This is a genomic window from Paraburkholderia sp. BL6665CI2N2 (assembly GCF_004366535.1).
Taxonomy (GTDB): Bacteria; Pseudomonadota; Gammaproteobacteria; order Burkholderiales; family Burkholderiaceae; genus Paraburkholderia.
Genome location: NZ_SORC01000001.1, coordinates 160,532 through 184,288 on the forward strand (window position 1 = coordinate 160,532; position 23,757 = coordinate 184,288).

General features: G+C 63.8%; 13 protein-coding genes and 1 pseudogene. All 14 read right to left on the bottom strand.

Going from position 1 to position 23,757, the window contains the following annotated elements:
• Positions 1 to 47 precede the first annotated feature (47 nt).
• Positions 48 to 863, bottom strand: a complete 816-nt coding sequence (locus B0G81_RS00755) for a DUF2135 domain-containing protein (protein WP_134132507.1) — start codon at positions 861 to 863, stop codon at positions 48 to 50.
• 22 nt (positions 864 to 885) lie between these two features.
• Positions 886 to 1,776 carry a DUF2135 domain-containing protein gene (locus B0G81_RS00760; RefSeq protein ID WP_243856326.1) on the bottom strand — a complete coding sequence of 297 codons (891 nt, stop codon included), beginning with the start codon at positions 1,774 to 1,776 and terminating at the stop codon, positions 886 to 888.
• The gene (locus tag B0G81_RS00765) at positions 1,773 to 3,611 is read right to left on the bottom strand and encodes a DUF2300 domain-containing protein (RefSeq protein WP_134132511.1); all 1,839 of its coding nucleotides are present in this window, start codon (positions 3,609 to 3,611) and stop codon (positions 1,773 to 1,775) included. The genes B0G81_RS00760 and B0G81_RS00765 overlap by 4 nt, the downstream gene beginning before the upstream one ends.
• A 16-nt stretch (positions 3,612 to 3,627) precedes the next feature.
• Positions 3,628 to 8,433 carry an alpha-2-macroglobulin gene (locus B0G81_RS00770; RefSeq protein WP_134132515.1) on the bottom strand — a complete coding sequence of 1,602 codons (4,806 nt, stop codon included), beginning with the start codon at positions 8,431 to 8,433 and terminating at the stop codon, positions 3,628 to 3,630.
• Positions 8,430 to 9,140, bottom strand: coding sequence for a DUF1175 family protein (locus B0G81_RS00775; RefSeq protein ID WP_134142954.1), 711 nt, complete (start codon positions 9,138 to 9,140; stop codon positions 8,430 to 8,432). The genes B0G81_RS00770 and B0G81_RS00775 overlap by 4 nt, the downstream gene beginning before the upstream one ends.
• Before the next feature lie 69 nt (positions 9,141 to 9,209).
• Complete coding sequence (locus B0G81_RS00780; protein WP_134132520.1) at positions 9,210 to 11,000, bottom strand: DUF2138 domain-containing protein; 1,791 nt, start codon at positions 10,998 to 11,000, stop codon at positions 9,210 to 9,212.
• A 459-nt stretch (positions 11,001 to 11,459) separates the two neighbouring features.
• Entirely contained in the window at positions 11,460 to 12,656 is a 1,197-nt protein-coding gene (locus B0G81_RS00785; protein WP_134132524.1) for a PLP-dependent aminotransferase family protein, read from the bottom strand.
• Between the two features lie 120 nt (positions 12,657 to 12,776).
• Positions 12,777 to 13,949, bottom strand: a complete 1,173-nt coding sequence (locus tag B0G81_RS00790; protein WP_134132527.1) for an FAD-binding oxidoreductase — start codon at positions 13,947 to 13,949, stop codon at positions 12,777 to 12,779.
• A gap of 128 nt (positions 13,950 to 14,077) precedes the next feature.
• Complete coding sequence (locus B0G81_RS00795) at positions 14,078 to 15,577, bottom strand: aldehyde dehydrogenase family protein (protein WP_134132529.1); 1,500 nt, start codon at positions 15,575 to 15,577, stop codon at positions 14,078 to 14,080.
• Positions 15,578 to 15,751: 174 nt separating this feature from the next.
• The gene (locus tag B0G81_RS00800) at positions 15,752 to 16,747 is read right to left on the bottom strand and encodes a 2-hydroxyacid dehydrogenase (protein WP_243856327.1); all 996 of its coding nucleotides are present in this window, start codon (positions 16,745 to 16,747) and stop codon (positions 15,752 to 15,754) included.
• Positions 16,748 to 16,761: 14 nt separating this feature from the next.
• Positions 16,762 to 17,210: pseudogene (locus tag B0G81_RS00805) on the bottom strand (YidE/YbjL duplication); the annotation flags it as partial.
• A 103-nt stretch (positions 17,211 to 17,313) separates the two neighbouring features.
• Positions 17,314 to 19,404 (bottom strand): isoamylase, encoded by a 2,091-nt coding sequence (locus B0G81_RS00810; protein ID WP_134132532.1) that lies wholly within the window; start codon positions 19,402 to 19,404, stop codon positions 17,314 to 17,316.
• Entirely contained in the window at positions 19,391 to 21,889 is a 2,499-nt protein-coding gene (locus B0G81_RS00815; protein WP_208328498.1) for a glycogen/starch/alpha-glucan phosphorylase, read from the bottom strand. Before B0G81_RS00815 ends, B0G81_RS00810 begins: the two co-directional genes overlap by 14 nt.
• 18 nt (positions 21,890 to 21,907) lie before the next feature.
• Complete coding sequence (gene ptsG, locus B0G81_RS00820; RefSeq protein ID WP_134132536.1) at positions 21,908 to 23,737, bottom strand: PTS glucose transporter subunit IIBC; 1,830 nt, start codon at positions 23,735 to 23,737, stop codon at positions 21,908 to 21,910.
• Positions 23,738 to 23,757 lie beyond the last annotated feature (20 nt).

The following is a 23,757-nucleotide window of genomic DNA, read 5'->3' on the forward strand; positions in this document are numbered from 1 at the left end:
AGTCGCGGGCCTCACGGCTTGCCGCAGACCGACGAGTGTTTCCTGCTTTACGGCAATACAAACGTTTTCACGAGCGTCAATTCACCGGCTTTGCGCATGGGCACGCGGATCGTTTCGCTCTTTTCGTTCGGCGTATTCTCGTTCGTGATGATGGTCACTTGCGCGACGGTCATATCGGCGCCGCTGTTGCCGCTGCCGTAGTAATTCACATAGACCAGATACGTACCCTTCAACGGCGCCGCGGACGAATAAATCTCCGGCCCGTATCCCGTCGTCACGTCGACGTCGAGCGCGCCGCCGTTCGGCGCGACGCGCTCGCCATACCAGGTGTGCGCGCCGTCGGGTGAGACGACGTGCAAATCCAGATCGGTGCCGTCGGTGTCCCACGCAAGCAGCACGCGCAGCTTCGGCTGGGTCTTGCCGCTGTAGGCGTCGTAGAACTGCACGCGCTTGCGACTGCCGTCCGGCGCGCGCAGTTCGACATTGTTGCTGCCAGCGGGAAACGCATAGGGACGCGAAAATTTGCCGTCCTCTTCCACGCGCTGCGGCAGCGGCGTGCCATCGACCACCAGCGTCCCCACCGAGGTGCCCTTCTTCTTCGGCGTGCTGCGGATCTGCCCTTCGATCAGCGCGAACCTGGACTGCCCTTCCGGCGTCGACACCGCCACCGCCGGGTAATGCACGTCCTGCGTATAGCGTTCGCTATCGCCGCTCGTGTTGCGCCAGCCGTTCAACGGCGCCGCGAAATCGATATCGCTCGCGTACGCCGCCGGCACTGCCAGCAAGCAGGCCAAACCCGCCGAACAGGCCATTGCGAGCCAGGCGCGGCTCGCCTTCATCCAACCCGTCGTCTCGACCTTCATCGTCACTGCTCCCATCCCGCTGTCAGAGTCGCTCGCTCTTCACGAGCATCAGGTCGCCGATCTTGCGCAGCGGCACGACCATCGTTTCACGCCGTTCGTTCGGCGTGTTTTCGTTGAACACCAGCGTCAACGTCGCCGTAATCACGTCGCGGTCGTGCGCGGCGGCGTCGAAGTTATAGCCGGTCGAATCGAAATTGCCCCAGTAATTCAGAAAGAACAGCCACGTGCCACGCTCGGGCGCCGCCGACGAAAAAATACCCGGCCCCGCGCCGTCCACCGAATCGACGTCGAAGCCGCTGCCGTCTTCGAGTGTCGGGTTGGCGAAGAAGGCATGCAGGCCGCCCGGCGTGACCACATGCAGATCGACCTGCGCGTGCGGATCGTCCCACGTGACCAGCGCGCGCAATTTAGCTTGCGGCTTGCTGCGGTCAGCTTCGTAGAACTGCATGCGCTGATGCTGTTTGCCATCGGCGGAAATCAGCTCGATGCTGTTCGAGCCCGCGCCGAACGCCCATGGCCGCGCAAACGCGCCTTCCTCGTCGGTATATAGCGGCGTGGGGCTGCCGTTGACGACGAGCGTCGGCGGCTTACGCGCGTGTTTGTCGATGTGCTTCAGGCGCCCTTCGATCAGCGTGCGATAGCGCTGCGCGCCGCGATCGACCGGCGGTCGCGGATAAGCCGCGACGAAATGCTCGCCCTCGTTGGTCAGTCCACTGTGACGCCAGCCGCCGAACGCGCCGCTCAGGTCGGCAATCGCGCCATCCGCGTCAGCGGCTTGGGCGTTCGGCGCACTCGTGCAGAGCGCAAGCGCAGCCACGGCTGCGGCCAACGTCACGACGGCGCGACCACGGAAATCACGCCGTGCAAACGGCCAGCGCAACAAGGATATCGGCGAGCGCGAGACGGTATTCATTGGATCGGGTTGTCGGTGCGAATCAGCGTGCGCGCGGTACGCTCGACAAACGTCTCGTCGAGCCCACGCGGATGATGCTGAAACGCGAGGTGAATGTATTCATGCGCCAACGCAATCCGGTCCTCTTCGGTCTGCAACCGATACACGTACACGCGATTGCGCTGCGCATCCGCATACGGCCGACCTTCGCGCACGGCGCACACCGCGGGCAGATCGGGCGTTTCGTAGCCCGCCGCGCCGTCCATGCGCCGCGCCCATATCGGCGCGTTGCGCTGCAGCCATGCCTGCGCGCCGGCCACTTCCACGCAATCGCCCGACAGCGGACTCTGAAACGAAGTCAGCGTCGCTTGCGGCCACGTGCGCGCGAGAATGGCGTCGAACGTCAGGCCGGCTTGCGCCGACGCCTTCGCCGCCAGCCAGCTCATCTGCCCCGGGGCGGCCTTGTCGTGGTGATATTGAACGGGCACGCCGGTCAGCACGAGCGCGTCGGTGAGATCGGCGGCATGGCGCGCGGCGGCTGTCGGCGCGCGCGGCAGAACGCGCTGCGTCTTGCTGCTGTCGTCGATACGGAAACAGCCGTGGTCGTGGCTGCCCTGCTGCACGACGTAAGTGCGCGCCGCGACCGCCAGCGCCTTCGCCGCTTCCACCTGGCTCGTGTCGCCTTCACGCTCGACCACGCGCGCCACATAGTCGTTCATGCCGAAGCGGCCGACCACTTGCGGCGCACCGGCCGCATCGCGATCGAGCCGCAACTCGCCGCGGCTCATCACCCGCGCCCAATTGCCGTTGACGAAGCCGACGCGGAAATCGCCGCGCAGCGGACCCTCCGGCGCGGCGGCCGGTCCCTTGTCGCCGAGCACTTCGCGAATCGGATAGCGGCTGAAGAAATCGACCAGCACGCAAGCGCCGTCGTCCGGCACGGTGACTTGCGTAAGCAGCGGCGCAATGCGCGGCGCGGCGGCCGCCAGCACGCGCGCGCTGCCGCCCGGACCGCCGAGCCACACCGGCGTGCCGTCCGCGAGCCAGCCGGCGGCGCCGCCGATCGAAGCGCCCGGACGCGCCGGATCCGGCATCGTCCAGGTCTTGGCGCGCAATATGCTGCCGTAAAGCGACACCGTGCCTTCGCCGCGTCCGCTGGTCAGCACCGACACCAGCGTGCTCGCGGCCGCTTCGCGCGGCCGGGCGGGCATCGCTTGCAAAGCGGCGAGCAGTTCGGCCACCGGCACGCGATGCGTGGGCGTCATGGCGCGCAGATCAAGCAGCCAGGCCGGCGCGTGAGCGGCTGTCCAGTACTTGCGCCAGTCGGCGGAATCGAGCTGCAGGCGCGCGGGCTCGAAAAAAAGTCCGCATGACTGCACCAGCGCATGTTCACGGTCGATATGACCGCCCGTCATGCAGCAATACACTTCTTCGGGATCGCCGCCGTTGCAGGCGTAATCCGGCGTGGCGATATTGCGATCCACCACATAGCCGTAGACGAATAACTTCCAGACGCTGCCGAGCGGCGTCTTTAGTGTCGCGGGCAAGACACCCGCGGCCTGCGGCGAGAAGCCGAGCGCGGCGCCGTTGCCGTCGGCTTGCCAAAGCCGGCTCTGACCGTCGCGCAACCAGGCGAAGCGCAGCATGTGCGATGAAGATCGCGCTGACATTCCAGCGGAGGTCGCGGTGCTCATCCCATTAGCGGCATCCGTTGCGTTCGCCAATGCGACTGAAGACGAAGCCACCGCATCCGCCGACACGCCCTGTCCAACGCAACCGAGTCCCACGGCCACGGCGAGCGCGATCCGCAGCCTGGCTGCCAGACGATCGCGTAGAGGCCGAAGCGCGCGGAACATGGCGGTCTTGTCTCGCTTATTGAATGCGCAACGTCGTCACGCGATCGCTCTTGCCGCCTTCGAACGCCTTCGCGTCCGGCTGATACATGCGGAAGTAGCGCGCGGGCGGCAACGCGAATGTGCCCGGCAACGCGAAGCGCACCAGTTGCCGCAGCGTGACCGGTCGGTCGAGCAAGGGCACGGGCTGGTGATACGCCAGCTCGCCCATCTCGTACGACGCCACGCGCTGGAACGCCTGCGGACCGCTGGCGCCGTCCTTCGCGCCCGGCAGGCCGTCGATCGACACGCCCCAGCTCGTCGCCTCGACATCGCCGCCCGGCGGCAGCGGCACGTCGAGCAAGCCGTAGTGGTAGGTGTTGCCCGAGCGCGGCGTGAGCGTGACTTCGTCGACATAGAGCGCATTGCTGTCGATCGCGTCGCCCGGTTTCATCACACGCGCGGTGAATGCGGAGCGGCCCAACTGACTCTCGCTAGCGGCGTCCTTTTTCTTCGGATCGGTCGCGACTTCGACCGGTTCGAGCTTGTAGAAACGCCGCTCGACAGTGATGTTCAAGCGGCTGTCCTCGCTCGTGTGGCTGCGGAACGAGACGAGCGCGTTGACGTCGGTGCGCGCGGCGCCGGCATCGAGCGTGGTCGGCTGTGCCGCGCCGGTCCACTTGTAAAGCGGCGTGCCGGTCGGCGTCGATGCGCGGGTCCAGCCCGTGCCTTGCAGCGACGGCAACGACGCGGTAGTCGGATCCGCGCCGAGCGACTTGCGCAGCCACAGCAGCGTCAAGGCGCGATCGAGCGTCGGATAGTCGGCGCTGCTTTTCGCCAGCAATGCCGGGGCATCGGCGGCCGCTCCGCCGTCGCCCGTCATTGCGATGAGGCTTTGCACCAACGGCGCGGGATCGTTCACGAGCGTGAGGCGCGCGGCGCTTGCCGCGGCGTCGAAGCCATCCGGCAACTGTGCGCTCGTGCTGCGCGCCATGCTCGCGATCAACAGCGTCGCCATCTGCTTGCCGCGCGGCGAATCGGCCTGTGCGAACACGATGCTGTCCGACGCGCCGTACGTGCCGCTACGTGCGGGCGCTTTAGCGGTGGCGGCCGCATCGCTCGTCAGATCCGCGGCCACACCCGACACCGGCGTTGCGACCGGCAGACCCATCTGCTGCATCAGCCACAAAGCCAGCGCGCGATGCAACAGCGGCTCTTTCGCGCCGGCGTCGCGATAGACGTCCATGGCGTGCTGCCAGTTGTCCGCGGGCAGGCTAATGCCGAGGCTACGGCTCGCGAGCCAGTCCGCGTAATACGCATAGGCCGTAATCAGCGCGCTGCCGCCGGTCGTATCGCCCCACCAACCGAACGTGCCGCCGACGCCCGCGAGCATCGCCAGACGCTGCCGCTGATTGCGTAACAGTGCTTCGAGCCCTTGCGTCGAGCTCGCATTGTCGCCGTGGCCGATCGCATCGTGCGCGAGCGCCAGCGGAATCAGACGGCTCGACGTTTGCTCGGCGCAACCGTACGGGTAGTTGATCAGGTCATCGGCGACGCGCATGAACTGGCTCTGCGCGCTGCCGATGAAACGCACGCTGACGTCTTGCGCATCTTGCGGCAGATTGAGCGGCTTGTTCGAACCGTCGAGCGCCACCGTGTTCTGATGCAGATCGAGCCAGCCGCTCGCATCGAGATGAATCGCCGTCTGCAGACGATCGACGTCCTTACCCGCGCTGCGCAGCGACGCGTTGATCGCGCCGTCCTTCAGCGCGCCGCTCGGCAAACGCAGATAGTTCGCGCCGCGCTTGAGCGTGACCTTCTGATTGAGCGACAACCCGCCGCCGTCCACCACCCACTGCGCGTCCATATCCGCGTCGGTCTGATTGAAGGCGATCATGTCGATGGCAGGCTGATCGTTCACGCGGAAGTGCGACGGCCCGCTCCACTTCAGATACAGCGCCTTGTCCGAGCGCACGTAAGCAGTGCGCTGACCGACCATGCCATCCGGCGCCGCCGCGCGCACCGTAATGCGCCAGCGCGCCAGCGAATCCGGCATCTTGAACGTCATGGTGGCATGGCCGCTGGCGTCGGTCTTGAGGTTGCCTTGCCACGCGGCCGTATCCTGATCGTCGCGACGCGGCCGTTCAAGCACCTTCACGCCGCGCTCGTTGTAGTTGGCGCGCTGCGGTCCGCCGGGCGCGCCCTTCAGCGGCGAGCGCGCGAGGTCGTAGGTAATGAACGACAGGCTCGACGAAGTCCGCACGTTATTGCGGCGCGGGTGATAGAAAAAGTCGACGATATTCGGTGCGATTTCCGGCTGCAGCACGTAGACCATTTCATCGACCACGCTCACCGTCAGGTTCGCCGCTTCCGGCTTGCCGTTCAACGTGCTGTCGAAATTCAGCGTGACCGTGTCGCCCGGCCCGTACACCGTCTTGTCGCTCTTCACGTTCAGTTCGATCTGCGGCTGCGCGACCACGATGCCCGCGTTCTGGAACACGTATTCTCCGGCGTGCACGTACAGCACCGAGAACGTCATGTTCGGCGCGAAGTCAGCGCCGACCTTGATGCGCGCTTTCCATTGCGACGGCGCCACGCGTTGCAACTGCAACCAGTCGCCGCCCGCCGTCAGCAACGCGCGACGTTCGACGTTATCCCGTTCGAGTGTGAGCAGCGCGTCGTCGACCGGCATCGGGAACGTGATCAGTGCTTCGGCGGTATCGCCGATCTTGTACTTGTCGCGATCGAACACGATCTCGACGCTGCCCGGAATCGCCTTCAGGCCATCGCCCGCGACCCAGTGGCTGGTGGCGGCGAGCAGGTTGCCCAAGTCGTCCTTGACCGACAACATGTACGAACCCGGCTCGTCGAACTGCACCGGGAACAACAGCTTGCCGCCCGCGCTCGCGCCCTTCAGCGCGCCTTCGCCATGCGTTTGCGATTCGAGGCGCGTCCATTCGTATTTCGATGGCGCATGCGAAGCCGGATCGACCGCGCCGAGCGCCTGCAAATCGAAGCTGACCGCTTCCTTCGGTTGCGAGAACGACTTGGCCGTGGTCAACCGATACGACGTCGCGCCGCGCGCGATCAGCACTTCGCGCGTCACACGCACTTTGTACGCCGCGCCGTCCTGCGCGAACAGCGTCAACGCGTAGCGGCTCGGTTCCTTCGCGGCAGGCAGCGTGAGGCTCGCGTTGCCGTCGCTATCCGTCTTCAGTTCCTGCTGTTCGAGCTTGACCGGAAACAGCCCCGCATAACGCAATTCACCGTCGACGATCGTCACTTTCTGCGCGCGCAACGTGACCGAAATCTTGCTGTCGCGCACCGGCTTGCCGTCCGGATAGCGCAACTGGATCTTGCCCTTCAGCGCCTCGCCGGTCGCGTAGTCGGCTTTATCCATCGACAGGTTCACGTCGAAGTGCGGCTTCACATATTCGGCGACGCGAAACGCGCTGCCATACACATCGCCGTTGTAATCGAAGCGCAGCGTGTAGCCGCCGGCGGTGGCGTCGGCGGGCAGCGTGAACGCGGTATCCGCGCCGGTGTCGGAGGCGAAATGCACTTTGCTGGTCGCGACCGGCGCGCCGTTCGGATCGAGCACGTCGAGCTTGATATCGGCCTCGGCCGGCGCCGACGATTGCGTCGCGTTCTGGAACGTGCGGCCGATGAACTTCACATGCACCGGATCGCCCGGCCGGTACATCGGCCGGTCGGTGACCGCGTAGATCTTCGTGTTGTAGATCTCGCTGTCGTAATAGAAATTCTCGGAGACGAACACGCCGCCCTGCGGATCGGTGCCGAGCACATAGCTGCGCTCGGGGCTCACGTGTTGCAGCACCAGCGCGCCGTCGCCGCCGGTCGTGCCGCTTTGCAGAACGCCCACGCCGTCGGTCCAGTTCACCTCCGTATTCGCCACCGGCTTGCCGTTATCGCGCCGCGTGGTCCACACCAGCATGCCGCTCGACGCCGCCTTCACGACCGCCACCGTGTCCGACACGAACAGCAGCGTATGCGCGCGATAGTTGCCGATCACCGCTTCGACGATATACAGCCCCGGCGGCAATTTGCCGACCGGAATCATGACGTTGCCCGAACTGGCTTCGATAAAGTTACTGCTGCTGCCCGCGAGATTCACGCCCTTGGGCGGCTCGATCACTTTCGCGTCCCAGATCGGATAGCGGAAACGCGCGACCAAGTCGTAGCCTTTGAGCGGCGCGAATTGCGAGTTCGGCTCGAATTGCGTCGGCTTGCCCGTCTGCTCGCCGAGCTTGAACTGCGGCGCGGCTTCAGTCGCCTTGCTGCGAGTCGCGAACGACAGCACGCGCTGCCACGCGCGGCGCGCTTCGGTGAACCAGCGGTCCCACAGATACGCGAGCGTGTTCGCGAGCCCTTCGCCCTGATAGTTCGGCGCGACGTTCAGCCGATGCAGATTCTTTTGCGCCTTCAGAAAGTCCAGCGGCCTGGGCACGCGATACACGACGATGTCCGCGCCGCCATAAGCCTGCAACGCGTCCTTGAAATCGCGGCCGGGCGCTTCGAGCCGCACCTGCGCGAGTTGATCGCTGCCGAAGCTCGCGTCCGAGAGCAGGAAGAACGGCTGACCGTCCACTTTCTGCGAGCTGAAGTTGCTAGTGGGCGCCGTCTGCAGCGTCGGATTCCCGGCGATGTTGGCATCGGCGGCAGCAGAGGCGCTCGCTGCGTCGTCGTCCGCATAGGCGGCCGGTGCGACGGCGAGCGTCATCACCGCGAACAAGACTGGCAGCAGCGCCGCGAACGCGCATGCCGCGCGACGGGGCGCCCTGCCCAACCAACCGCTCGGTCGTGTGACGGAAATCATTCGGGTCATGGTGTCAGAAAGTCCAAACGAAACACGCCAACGAAATTCGGATTGCCGTCGAGCGGCTGCCAGCGGGAATCTTTCCATTGCATCAGGTCGGAAACGGCGACGGCGCGCAGACCGGTATCGGTCGGCGTGACGGTGCCTGTGTGATAAGCGATGTAGCGATCCAGCCAGATCATCAGATGCTGGTCGTCGCCCTGGTCGAAGAACAGCAGATCACCGGGCAGGGCCTGGTTCACGTCCTTCGAAACAAAACGGCTGTTGCGTTGAATCAGCGCGATCGCCGATGCGTATGCGCCAGTGGATCCGTCGAGTTGGGTCCAGCGGTTGGCGATCGTGCGCTGCGACGCCGACAATTGCAGTTCGGGCGGCATGCTGCTCGTATCCGCGAGACTGGTCATGCCGTTGGCGCGCAGCCATCGGGGGTCGTGCGGACGGAGCGTCTCGCCGATCGCGAAGCGCACGAGGCCCGCGCAGTCGCGTTGGGTCCAGCGCGGCGTCGGCCCGCGCCGCATCTGCTGATCGACGATGCGCGCGAACCACGCGCGAAATGCTGCGGATTGCTGTGGTGAGAGTGCGTCGGGGTCGGCGGATGCGGTGGTGCTGGTGAGCGCGTGCGCGTAGGGCGCGAATGTCGCGATGGCGAACGCGGCAGCCGTGCTCGCAAGCCACGCTCGGCGCGATGTGAGGGCGGCATGCGCAGGCTGCGCGATGGCCACGCGCGCCGCGCGCTCAGGCGCGTGCGCCGCCACTACCGCGTCGGATACGCGCAGGCGGCGCACTCAGTCGCCCTCGGTGCCGGGCTGATCCGCGGGCGTATCCGCCGCGCTCGTATTCAAACCAGCATCTGCTTTCGCGCGGTCGAACCACCACTCCACCGGCACCCAGCCCGTCGAACCTGGCAGATTCTGCGGCAGCGTCAGCGAAACTGGCGGGTAGTGAGCGAGCGCGTGCAGCTTCGGCATGAGATGTGTGCGCGACGCATTGCGGAACACGGCTTCCTGATCCGCCGGCAACGCTGCGCCGGCCTCGCGTTCGATCAGCGCGGCTGCCGACGACGGCGCGAGCGTCAGAATCGTGCGCGGCAGACGTTGCGGCGCGAGCGTATCGGCGAGCGCCGGGTAGCGCTTGTCGAGCACGGCGAGCGTGTCGTCGACGAGGCGGCCGTCCGGCGAGAAAATCAGATAGCCGTGTGCGAGTGCGAGCGTGACCGGGAAATAACGTTCCGCCGACAACTGCGACGCGAACGACGCCTTGCTGCTCACCGCCGTGCCCGACCGCGCGCTCACCGGACGCTGCCACACGGTGACGTCCGCGCCCTGATCGCGCGTGGTGACAGGCAAGCGGCGATAGCCGGAGTCGGCGCCGTCGGCTTTGGCGGCCTTCGCTTCATAGGCGCCGATCACATCGCCGAAAGTCTTGCCGAGCGCGCTCTTCAATGCGGCGATGCCGGCCGCGTCCTGCTGCTTCACGCGCGCGACGAACACCGGCGCGACCAGCGTGGACTTCGCATACCAGCACACCGCAGCGGGGCCGGTAAGCTGATCGCCGATCGCGGCCGCGTTGTCCGCGCCGCCGCCGGTCACTTTGCCCAACAGACCCGAGGCTTCTTTCCAGTCCGCCGGCAAGCTCGTGCAGGCCGCCGCATTGGCCGGCAACGCGCGCCACAGGTCGGCGCCGTTCCACTGCTGCGGCAACTTGCCCGGATCGATCAGCGCCGAGGTCTGCCAGTTCGCCGCGGCGTTGCCGTTGCCGTTCGGGGAGAAGTCGAAACGCAGCGCGTCGATACCGGAGAAGAACGCTTGATAACCGAACGACAGGTAATTCGCCGACACCACCAGCCGATGGCCCTTCGGCGCGTCGCCGGACGCATCGAGCCGATAGGCATGCGCGGCATCGTCGCGGCCTGAGGACAGCATCTCGGACACGGCGTCGGCCCGCTCGCTCAGCAAGCCGCCCTTGCCGTCGAGCAGTACGCCGGGCGCGGACAGCACCACCAGCCGGTCGTCTTTAGTGGCGAACAGCAGCGTGCGGCCGACCGCCAGCTTCAATGCGTAGACCGGCACCTCGCCGGAAAGCTTGGCCACCTGACTCAGCTGCGCGTCGCTCGTGGCGACGTTGCCCACGCCTTGCAACAGCTTGGCGAGGCCGTTGCGATGCATCGACATCGCCCAGTAGCCGAGGCGGCCGTCGGGCGAGCGCCACAGCAGCACGTGCGCGGGTTCGTCGAAGACGCGGCGGATCAATTCGTCGCGCCAGTCGAGTTGATGTTCGAACGCGAGACGCCGCAGCGCGCCTTCGGCGGACAAGCGCGTATTGCTCGATTCGTAATAGTCGACGAAGTCTTGCGTCAGCACGTCGTGCAGCAGCGGCACGCGCAGGATGTCGCGCGGCAAACGCGACAGCGCTTCGCTGTCGATTACCGCGTCAGGGTGATGAATATCGAGGACGACTTCGCTGTTCTCGGCGACTTTGCGATGACCAAAAGGACGCCACACCGCCTGAATGACCACGCCGGCCACGACCAGAAGACCGGCTACCAGGATTGCAATCTTTTTGCGCGACATCTTCATCTGATTTCTTCTGGTTCGATGCGACGGTATTAACGCGGATGCCCGGTAGATTAAGCCAGCGGGATCAATCTCCGAAGGCAGCGATGATAACCGATATTTTTAACTGAAAACCAACGACGCTTCCTATTTAACAGTGGGACTTTGCTTGAGGAGTTTGACAAAAATCGGACACATGCCTGATTAAGGGAATAGGAAACGCTTCCATTGGATGCGGCGATTCGATTCGTTAAAATGGCGCGAGCCAGTGCCGCGCCTATTAGGCGGGAACACGCGGGACATGGCCTCGACGCTTTGGGTATAGCGCGCGTCGGCTTGCATGGCATTACTCGTCCGGCGCCATTATGCTAAATCCGCTTGATTTAGCGTGCGCGTAAAAAACCCGGCTGCACGCAATGTGCTCGCCGGGTTATTTCAGGCATCGCGATTACTGCTTTGATGCGAGCACCACCTTAGCCGCCGTCAAAAATACTCAAGCGCCTGCTTCATTCTCCGCACGCCGGTTTCGATATCCGACACACCGGGCGCGGCAAATGACAAGCGCAGTGCCGACGAATCGATATTGTCTTTATAGAACGCGACGCCCGGCACAAACATCACATTGCGCTCGATACAAGCGCGCAGATAATCGGATGCATTCTGACCGGCCTTCAATCGCGCCCATACGAACATGCCGCCAGCAGGACGATGAAATGCGATCTGTTCCGCCAGTTGCGCGTCGAGCGCATCGCAGAGCGTGCGGCATTTCACAGCGTAGGCGTCGACGATCCGCGGCAAATGCTGCTCCAGCGCGCCGCTCGCGAGATACTCCGCGGCGATCGACTGGGTCCACGGCGAGCTGCACAGATCGACGGTCTGCTTGGCGACCACGCAGCGTCGCAGAACCTCCGCGTGCGCGAGCATCCAGCCCACGCGCAAGCCCGGCGCGACGATCTTCGAGAGACTGGAGAAATGCACGACCCAATCGCGCGACTCCGGCACCTGTTCGCTCAGGGCGAGCAGCGACGGCAACGCCGCGCCGCTGAAGCGCAGATCGCCGTAGGGATCGTCTTCGACGATCAGAAAGCGGTGACGCGCCGCCAGCTTCAGCAAAGCCGTGCGGCGTTCGAGCGACAAGGTCGCGCCAGTGGGATTCGCGAACGTGGGCACCGTGTACAACAGCTTGGGCGGCCGGCGCAGCGTGCCCGAGTCGAGCAGCGCGGCGAGCGCGTCGATATCGAGGCCGTTCTGATCGACGGGAATCGTAACCACGTCGGCCTCTTGCAGCTTGAGCGCCTGCAAGGTCGCGGGATAAGCGGGCTGCTCGACCAGCACCACGTCGCCGGGCGCAACCATCACGCGCAGCAGAAGATCGAAGCCTTGCTGAGAGCCGGTCGTCACCAGCAAGTCCTGCGGCGTGCAAGACACGCCGCGGCGCGCCATCAGGTGCGCGAGTTGTTCTTTGATGACAGGGAGACCGTCGGTCGGGCCGTATTGCAGGCAGAGCGTGGTGTGTTGCGAAGCGCGCGACGCAGCGGCATCGAGCCCGTCACGATCGAACAGGTCGCTCGCCGGATAGCCGCCGGCGAACGAGATCATGCCGGCTTGCGCCAGATACTTGAACAGTTCGCGGATCGGCGAACCGGTCGGCGCTTCGAATGCGGGATTGAACGTGAACATGGTGACGGGCCGCTTCTCAGGAAGAAAGATCGTCGCCGATTGTGACCATTGCCGAGGCGGGCGGCAAACGCTATCTACGCACTACGTATTGCGTTTTCCGCATCACCCCGATGCACGCGGCTACACCACGTTCTTCTCCACGATGGGCCGGTTTTCCAGCACACGCGTGAAGCTCAGCGAGCCCAGATCGAGCGTCGTGTAGCGGCCGTGCAGAATCAGTTCGCTGATGCCGCGCCCCGTGGCCGGACCTTGCTGCAAACCGTGACCGCTAAAACCGTTGGCGAAAATGCAGTTATCGACATCCGGGTGATAGCCGATGATCGCGTTCTGATCGAGCACGTTGTATTCGTAGTAGCCGGACCAGCAATTCTGCACGCGCAGCGCTTCAAATTGCGGCACGCGATGCGCGAGCGTCGGCCAGATCACGTCGTCGAAGAGTGCGTGATCGACTTCGTCGAGCGGCAGATCGTCGGGGTCGTTATTCGCCGACGGCGACGTACCGCAGATAAACGATTTACCTTCGGGACGGAAGTACACGCCGCTCGGATCGATCAGCAGCGGACACCGTTCGAGCTGCCCCGGCGAGCTGACGTTGAAAATACTGCGGCGCCGCGCGTAGACCGGAATGTCGATGCCGACCATCTGCGCGACTTTGCGCGACCATGCGCCCGCTGCATTGACCATTACGTCGCAGGCGTAAGTCTCTCCGTTCGCGGTCTGCACTTGCGTGACGCATTTGCCGTCGCGATGAACGGCGGTGACGTCGGCGGCGATGTAGCGCGCGCCGAGCGACTGCGCCTTCTTGCGTAGCGCCTGCACGAGTCCATAGCCGTCGAACCAGCCCTCGCCGCTTTCACCGTATGCGCCGGCCACGAGGTCTTCTGTGTTGAGCCAGGGAAAGCGCGTTTGCAATGCGTGCTGGTCGAGCAGGCTGATGTCGGCGCCAAGACTCGTTTGCAGCGCGTGATTCTCGCGCAGCGTGGTCTCGCCGGCCGGCGTTGCGAGAAACAGATAACCGCCTTCGTGCAGATCGATCGACGGTTTCGCGCCATCGACCTCGAGCCGTTCGCCGATCGAGCGCAAAAACTCGATGCCGTATAGCGACATCTGAATGGAAAGCGGTGTGGAGAATTGCTGACGAATCGACGCCGCCGATAACGCCGACGACGAGCGCGCATAAGTCGGATCGCGTTCTATGACAGTCACGCCGACCGTCGGATCGGACAGTCGCAAGAAATACGCAATCGAGCTGCCGATCACCCCACCGCCGACGATCACGACTTTGGAACTCACGTCTTACTCCACGAATAGCGTGGCCGCTCGCAAACGCCGGCGGCGCAAACGGATTGCTGAAGAGGTTATGTCAGTTAGCAACGGCGCAGGAATGCGCCGTTGCTTTTGCACCGGTCAAGCGAGCGGCATCAGCCGATATTGAAGTCGATACCCTGCGCGAGTGGCAACGCGGACGAGTAGTTGACCGTATTGGTGGCGCGGCGCATATAGGCCTTCCACGCATCCGAACCCGACTCGCGGCCGCCGCCGGTTTCCTTCTCGCCGCCGAACGCGCCGCCGATTTCCGCGCCGCTCGGTCCGATGTTGACGTTCGCGATGCCGCAGTCGCTGCCCGAGTCGGACAGGAAGCGTTCCGCTTCGCGCAGATCCGTAGTGAATACGCACGACGACAGGCCGTGCACCGCCGCGTTGTTCGCCTCGATTGCGTCGGCGAAATCGCTGTAGCGCAACACGTAGAGAATCGGCGCGAAGGTTTCCTTCAATACCACCGACGTTTGCGATGGCATTTCGACGATAGCCGGACGGACGTAGTAGCCGTTTTCATAGCCCTTCACGTCGACGCGCTCGCCGCCGAACACCTTGCCACCTTCGGCCGTGGCCTGCTGCAGTGCTTCCTGCATGCGGCCATACGATTGCTTGTCGATCAACGGCCCCATCAGCGTGCCCTTTTGGAGCGGGTTGCCGATCGGCACCTTGCTGTACAACTGCTTCAGACGCTCGATGGTTTTGTCGTACACGCTCTCGTGCACGAACAAACGGCGCAACGACGTGCAACGCTGACCCGCCGTGCCCACCGCCGAAAACAGAATGCCGCGCATGGCGAGTTCGTGATCCGCCGTTTGCGTGACGATGCCCGCATTGTTGCCGCCGAGTTCGAGCAGCGAGCGGCCGAAGCGCTTCGCCACTTCCACGCCGACCGTGCGACCCATTTCCGTGCTACCCGTCGCGCTGACAATCGACGCGCGCGGATCGGCCACCAGCTTCGCGCCCACGTCGCGGCCGCCGTTGATCAAGGCGGTGAGGCCGGCGGGCGTGTCGCCGAACTCCTGCAGCGCTTCGCTGAGAATCTGATTGACGGCAAGCGCGGTGAGCGGCGTCTTTTCCGACGGCTTCCAGATCACCGCATTGCCGCAGACCAGCGCGAGTGCCGCATTCCACGACCACACCGCGGCCGGAAAATTGAACGCCGAGATCACGACGCAGGTGCCCATGGGATGCCACGTCTCCGCCATGCGATGCCCCGGGCGCTCCGAGGCGATCGTCAGGCCGTACAGCTGGCGCGACAGACCGACCGCGAAATCGCAGATGTCGATCATTTCCTGCACTTCGCCCAAGCCTTCCTGAAGAATCTTGCCGGTCTCGAGCGTGATGATGCTGCCGAGCGCCTGCTTCTTTTCACGCAGACGGTTGCCGAGCAGACGCACCAGTTCGCCGCGCCGCGGCGCCGGCACGTTGCGCCAGGCGGTGTACGCCTCTTTCGCCTGGGCAAGGGCCGTGTCGACTTCCGCCACCGTGTTGCTGGCCACACGGCCGATGAGTTCGCCGGTGATAGGCGAATGAACCGCGATGTCGCCGGCTTGCGCCGCGTGGGCGATGCCGAGGTCGGCGAGGATGGTGGAAGCGTCCATGAAAATCCCTTTAATTTCCGATGCGAAACAAGAGTAAGTTCGGAAACTATACACGCGGGCTTTTATGGCGGCAAGTGAAGCTCTCGACTAGAACCGGATGCAGCGCGCAAATACTTCCGGACACGACACCTCAAAAGTATGCTGAAACCCATACTGGACGGACTGAGTCCGCAATTAATCGAGCATCTTTAAAAGTTGATCTCGGCGACGGTGCAGCGACTTTTTGTTATAGCCAACGTCGAAAGTGGGACGATACGATGGGAAACATCGTTTCTCTTCGGAAATCCCGTGCCGGAACTCCTCGCACGCGCCTTGCGCCCCCTTTCCGCTCGTTCGCCTCGAGATATTTGCTTGCAAAAGCCACATAAGCTGGCCGGTCTTCAACGCGTCGATCGCGGCCTGCGTGTCGAGGAGCCCGCCGCGGCTCGTATTGATCAGTATCGCGCCAGGCTTCGCGCGTTTGAGCGTTTCCGAATTGATGACGTGGTGCGTCGTAGGGGTGAGCAGGCAATGCAGCGAAATGATATCGGCTTTCTCACCGATCTCGCCCTGCTTTGCATAGGTCAGACCGAGCGCCTCGAATTCCGTCGAGGGTTGCAGATCGAAACCAATCACCCTGCAGCCGAAGCCCAGCATGATCTTCGCAAACACGCAACCAATCTTGCCCGTTCCGACCACCGCAACCGTCTTGCCACTAAGGTCGAAGCCGGTCAGACCGTCGAGAGAAAAGTTCGAATCGCGGGTGCGATTGTAGGCACGGTGCACCTTGCGGTTGATCGCGAGCAGAAGTGCCACTGCGTGCTCCGCCACGGAGTTCGGCGAATACGTCACGACGCGCACCACCTTTATGCCGAGCCTTGCGGCAGCTTCCAGATCGACGTTGTTGAAGCCCGTGCAGCGCAACGCGAGCAGACGCGTGCCACCCGTGCGCGGCGCGTCCAGTACTTGTGCATCCGCCTTGTCGTTGACGAAAATGCAGACGGCGCCGTAGCCAGCGGCAAGACCGACTGTGTCCATCTCCAGCGAAACGTCAAAGTAATGCAACTTGTGCTCGCCGCTCTTGTTCGCCTCGTCGAGATATCGGCGTTCGTAGCGCGTCGAGCTAATATCGCCACTTCCATGATGGACTCCTTCTGGATCCGTAAAGCTAATTTCGTTCGCCTGCGGCACGGACAAGTCAAGCGAGCTGCAATCGCGATGGCGATCTGCACGAAGAGCACCTTGACGATCGTCATCGACGGAAAAATCAATGTCGGGCTGCTCCGTCGGCGCGACGCGGTGGCAAAGGCGAGAATCGCCGGTTGCCGGTCGCGCCGCGGATTACGCGGACCGACGTGTCGAACGACAACTTGAAAGATCCACTGGCAGCAGATCGCCGTCACGCCGACCAGCACCGGCACCAGCAGCGCGATGGCGCCACAAGGCAGCAGCAGGGGCCGACGGCGCCCGCGGTCGCGACGAACTCGCGTCCGCAAGCGGTGTCCACCTGCGCAACAAAAATCGTAAGTCCGAGACTGCGCTGGACGAGATTCGCCGAAAGCGGCATCACCCAGACGAACGGTCCGTTGCGACGCGCCTTGCCGAGACACAGCGCGACCAGCAGCAACGCCGCGAGACCCAAGCTAAACGCGCCGTTCTGACTGCGCCCATGCCCACTTAAGATGGACAAAGCAACGCGGCAGTACATAAACATTAAAGTCGCTTTACCGCACACCGTCCGGCGCCATCGCGTACATTCATCGTGATTCAAGCACCACGACACTGCGCGCCTCTACACGGCAGGTAACGCGCTCGACGCGGGCTGTTTCAACAGTCGAGACAATGTCCGCCGGTGGTTCCGCGGCCGTATCGACCATCCGCCGCCACTTCGCGTCGTCGAGGGCGGGAAGCTCCGCGTCGCGCGCATCCGCGTTCATGTTGAGGACGATGTGCAACATGGGTTCGCCCGGCGCATGTCCCGCAAGCGTGAACGCCACCAGCCGGGCGCCCGGGTCGCCCCATGCGGGAACGCCGAGCCGTTCGCCATGCCAGGCGACATCGGGATGCGTTTGCCCATGCCCGGCGCGGCCCGTGAGGAACCGGCGACGGCGCAGGCTCGCGTGACGCCTGCGAAGCCCGATCATCTCGCGCACGAAACGCAGCATGTCGAGCGCGCCATCGGAGAAGTGCCAGTCCATCCACGATAGCGCGTTGTCCTGACAGTACGCGTTGTTGTTGCCGCGCTGGCTACGCAGGATTTCGTCGCCGGCGAGCAGCATCGGCACGCCCTGGCTTAGCAACAGGATCGCCATGAAGTTGCGCGCCTGCCGCAAACGCAGACCGACGGTAGACGGATCGTCCGTGTCGCCCTCGGCGCCGCAGTTCCACGACAGGTTCTCGTTGCTGCCATCGCGGTTGTCGTCGCCGTTCGCCTCGTTGCGCTTCGCGTCGTAGCTGACGAGATCGCGCAACGTGAAGCCGTCGTGGCAGGTCACGAAGTTGATGCTGTTTGTGGGCAGTCTGCCGTCCGCTTCATAGAGATCCGCGCTTCCCGCGAGGCACGTGCACATCAGGCCGATCAGTCCCGGATCGCCCCGCACGAAACGGCGGATCACATCGCGGTAGCGGCCGTTCCATTCGGCCCACGCCATGCCCGGAAACGCACCGACGTGATACAGGCCCGCCGCGTCCCACGCCTCGGCGATCAGCGGCACGCGCCCAAGCACTGGCGACGCTTCCATCGCCCACGGCAACGGTGGCGTACGCAGCAGCGCGCCGCCTTCGCCGCGCGTGAAGACGCTCGCCAGATCAAAGCGAAAGCCGTCCACCCCGAGTTCCTCCACCCAGTACTCGAGGCAGTGGAGGATGAACGCCGACACCAGCGGATGATTGCAGTTGACCGTATTGCCACAGCCGGTGTAGTCGAGATAACGCCCGCCGTCCGCCGGATCGACGTGATAGAAGACTTCGTTGGCGAGCACCTTGAAATTGATCACCGGACCGCTCAGGCCCGCTTCCGCGGTGTGATTGAACACCACGTCGAGCAGCACGCAGATGCCGGCCGCGTGCATCGCGTCGATCAGCGCACGAAATTCCTGCGGTGCTCGCTCAGGCTCGACGCAATAGCGCGGATGCGGGCTGTAGAAGCTGTGGGTACTATAGCCCCAGTAATTGACGAGCCCTTTGGCGGCGGCCGATGCCGGCACGTCCTGCTCATCGAAGGCCATCACAGGAAGCAGCTCGACGTGCGTGATGCCCAGTTCCTTCAGATAAGGGATCTTCTCGATCAGCCCCGCGAACGTGCCCGGATGTCGTACGCCGCTCGATGGATCGCGTGTGAAGCCACCGACATGCAGTTCGTAGATAACCGCGTCGTCGAGCGTGCGCACGGCCACCTCTTCGCGTTTGTCCAGCGGTTCGGTGACGATGGCTCTATAGGACGTATGCCCGGGCTCGTGCCCATCGGCAGCGGGCTCGCGCTGCCAACGGCGGTCGCTGACCGCGCGCGCGGCGGGATCGAGCAACTCGCGACGGCCCAGTGCCTCGTCGTCGAGTTGCGGCACGCCATGACGACCGTAGGCGCGCCACGTGTAGCAACACGGCACAGGAAGCGCTTCGACCAGCACATGCCAGAAATAGAACGTGCGGTTCCTTTCGGGCGTGAGTCCGATGATCTGAAACGGCTCGATGCTATCCGTGGAAGCGTAAAGCAGTAGTTCGAGGTGAGTCGCATGCCGGCAAAAAATGCAGAAGTTGACCCCTTCCGGCACGACCGACGCACCGAGCGGAAATCGCGAACCGGGCCGCGCCTCGTAGCCGCGCGTAATGTCGGTGTTACGGCTGACCAAGGTCGATCCTCACCGCACGCGCGTTCCAGATGCGCTCGCAATACTCGCTGATCGAGCGATCCGACGAGAACTTACCCGAGCGCGCCGTGTTCATGATCGACATTCGCGTCCAGCTGCTCGAGTCGCGCCACGCGTCGCTGACGCGTTGCTGACACGCGACGTAATCCGCGAAATCGGCCAGCACGAGGAATGGGTCCGCGTGCAGCAGATTGTCGACGAGCGGCCTGAACACGTCCGCATCGCCGCGCGAGAAGCGCCCTTGTGCGATCTGCGCGAGCGCTTCGCGCAAGTCGTCGTTGGATTGCACGTAGTCGGACGGGCGATAGCCGTTGCGCTTGGCCTCTTCGACTTGCCGCGCGGTCAGGCCGAACAGGAAGAAATTGTCGGCGCCCGCTTCTTCGCGGATCTCCACGTTCGCGCCGTCGAGCGTGCCGATCGTCACCGCGCCGTTCATCATGAACTTCATATTGCCCGTGCCCGATGCTTCCTTGCCCGCTGTCGAAATCTGTTCGGACAAGTCCGCGGCGGGATAGACCCAATGTCCGTTCTTGACGTTGAAGTCCGGATAGAAGACCACTTTCAGCCGGCCGTCGATTAGCGGATCATGATTGACGACTTCCGCGATGCCGGTGACAAGGCGGATCATCAGCTTGGCCATCGCGTAGCCCGGCGCGGCCTTGCCGCCGAAGATGAAGCAGCGCGGCGCGATGTCGAGCGCGGGATTGCGGCATAGCTGGTGATACAGACTGATGATGTACAGCGCGTTCAGATGCTGGCGTTTGTATTCGTGAATGCGCTTGACCTGAATGTCGAACAGCGCGGTCGGATCGACGTCGATGCCCGTTGCGCTCGCGATCCGCGCGGCGAGCGCGGCCTTGTTGTCGCGCCGGATCGCGCGCCACACTTCATGAAAGCCGGCATCATCGGCGTGTGCAGCAAGTGCGTCGAGCTGCGTGAGATCTGTGCTCCATTCGTGGCCGATCGTTTGATCGAGAAGACGCGTGAGACCAGGGTTGCTCAACATCAGGAAGCGGCGCGGCGTCACGCCGTTCGTGACGTTGAGAAAGCGCTGTGGATAAATCTCGGCGAAATCGCGAAGCACGGTTTGGCGTAGCAGATCCGAATGCAACGCGGCCACGCCGTTGACCGCATGACTGCCAACCGTGGCCAGATGCGCCATGCGCACTTTCTTGTCGCCGCGTTCGTCGATCAGCGACATACGCGTCACGCGCGCGTCGTCGCCGGGAAAAATGCGCCGCACGTCGTCAAGAAAACGTCGATTGATTTCGTAGATGATTTCGAGCGGGCGCGGCAACAGGCTCTGAAACAGCGGCAGACCCCAGGTTTCGAGCGCCTCGGGCAACAGCGTGTGATTGGTGTACGCGAAGGTGCGCTGCGTGATGTCCCACGCGGTATCCCACGAAAGCCCGCGCACGTCCAGCAGCAGACGCATCAACTCGGCCACCGCGATCGACGGATGCGTATCGTTGAGTTGCGCGGCGAACAGGTCCGCGAAATGGTCGATCGAAGTGCCCTTCAGTTCCATCAGCCTCAGCATGTCCTGCAGCGAACACGAAACGAAGAAGTACTGCTGCGCGAGACGCAGGCGCTTGCCCGCTTCCGGCTCGTCGTTCGGATAGAGCACCTTCGACAAGGTTTCCGACACGACTTTTTCCTGCACCGCCTCGTAGTATTGGCCGGCGTTGAAGTCCTGAAAGTCGAACGACTCCACCGCTTCGCTCTTCCACAGCCGCAGGACATTGCAGGTATCGACACGATAGCCCTGCACTGGCAGATCGCAGGCGACGCCCTTCACTTGCCGCGCCGGTATCCAGCTCACGCGCAGGCGGCCTTCGTCGTCAGTCTGCTGCTGTGTGTATCCGCCGAAGCCTACGTAGTGGCTCACATCCGGCCGCACGATTTCCCATGGGTTGCCGTTCTGCAGCCATTTGTCCGTCACCTCAACCTGCCAGCCGTCGCGAATCTCCTGATCAAAGATGCCGAACTCGTAGTGGATGCCGTAACCGATTGCCGGTATTTCGAGTGTCGACAGCGAATCCATGTAGCACGCGGCAAGGCGTCCAAGTCCGCCGTTGCCGAGTCCCGGCTCTTCCTCGATCGCGAGCAGCACGTCGAGATCCTGGCCGAGCGCGTGCATGGCTTCGCGCGCTTCGTCTTGCATGCCGAGATTGAGCAGATTATTGCCGAGTTGCGGTCCGATCAGGAACTCCGCCGACAGATAGCAGGCCACCTTGACGTCCTTCGCCGCATAGACTTTCGTCGATGCAGCCCAGCACGCGAGCATGCGATCACGCACGCTGAAGGCGAGCGCCATGTACCAGTCGTGCGGGCCCGCAATGTCCGGGTAGCGCCCCGCGCGGCAAATCAGATTCCTCACCACGTCGTGCTGGAATGCGTAGCCGCTCACATCGAGCGACGCGGCTTTCGCGTTCGAAGCCGCATCCGCTACGGAAACATCGTTCATGATCGCTTCCCTCGCATGTCATGCCGGAGTTGGATGGCCTGTCGGTGTCCAGCGCAGCGCATTCGCGAGATTCTCGGCGCCGAGTCCGACCAGCAGGTCGATCGCGCCGTTCTTCAACGCTTGCGTGGCAGGCACACCCGCAGCCTTGAGCGCCGCCGCGTCGATCCGCGAGATGTCGGACAGCTCGACGCGTAAGCGCGTGGCCGCTAGCGCTTCGAGCTTGATGATATTGGCCGCCCCGCCGAGCGCCGCGCGAATCCTCTCCGCACGCGCGATTTCCTGCGCCGAGCTTTGCGCTGAACCTGCCAGCACCGCAGCAGCCGTAGCGCCCGCGTTAGCCATTGGTTCGTCCGGTGTGACGGGCGTGCCGGCCGGGGCCAGGTCGGCGTCGCTGCCTGCCGTCTTCAGATACTCCTGCATGTCGGTTTTCAGGTTCTCCGACAGCGGCCCGAAGATCGCCTGCACGCCATTGCCGACGCGCATCACGCCCGCTGCACCGAGTGCTTTCAGCTTTGCTTCGTTGACGCGCGCGGGGTCTTTCACGGATATGCGCAGACGCGTAATGCACGCGTCGAGACTGGTGATGTTCGAGCGTCCGCCGAACGCAAGCACCAGTTCGCGCGGACGCCCGCCTGTGCCGCTCGTGGCGGACGGCGCCGTTTCGACCGTGTCGTCCTCACGGCCGGGCGTCTTCAGGTTGAAGCGCGTGATGAAGAAGCGGAACACGCCGTAATAGATCACCGCGTAAATTGGGCCGAGAACAAAAACGTACCAGGCGTGCGTGCCCTTATTACCGACCAGGTTAAACATCAGGAAATCGATCCCGCCTTGCGAGAACGTAAAGCCCATGCGCATGCCCAGCGTGTTCGCGACGAACTGCGCGGACGCCGCGAGGCACGCGTGGATGAAGTAAAGGAGCGGCGCGACGAACAGAAACGCGAATTCGATCGGCTCGGTGATGCCGGTGAGGAACGACGTCAGCGCGGCCGAAATCATCATGCCGCCGACGGCCACTTTCTTCTCCGGGTTCGCGCAGTGCCAGATCGCAATCGCCGCCGCGGGCAGACCGAACATCTTGAACAGGAACGCGCCCGCGAGGATGCCCGCGCTCGGATCGCCCGCAAAGAAACGGGTGATGTCGCCGTGCACCGTCTTGCCGGTCGTCGGATCGAGGTAACTACCCATTTCGAAGAAGAACGGTACGTTCCAGATGTGATGCAGGCCGAACGGAATCAGCAGACGCTCGACGAAACCGTAAACAGTTGCTGCGGTGCGCGGGTCGGACACCGCCGCCCAGTGCGAGAATGCCTTGATACCGCTGCCGATCGGCGGCCATATGAAGGACAGGATGCCGCCGAGCACGATTGCGCCGATCGCCGTGACGATCGGCACGAAGCGCTTGCCCGCGAAGAAGCCGAGATACGACGGCAATGTGATCCGGTAGTAGCGGTTGAACATCCATGCCGCGAGGCCACCGGCCAGGATGCCGCCGAACACGCCGGTCTGGATCGACGGGATGCCCATGATCATGTCGGGCTCGATGCCTTCGACCTTCGCGATAACGCCGAGCGTCGCCGTCATCACCAGATAGCCGATCGTCGCGGCAATGCCCGAGACGCCATCGTTCTCGGTGAAGCCGAGCGCGACACCGATCGCGAAGATCAGCGGCAGGTTCGCGAAGATCACGTCGCCCGAGTTCTTCATCAGCGCGAGCACGACCGCCGGCACGTAACCGTGAAAGTCGGTTGCGCCGAGACCGAGCAGCAGGCCGGCCACTGGCAGTACCGCGACCGGCAGCATCAGCGACTTGCCGACCTTCTGCAAGACTCCGAACGCATGCGAAAACATGGCAGGTCTCCTCTTGATCC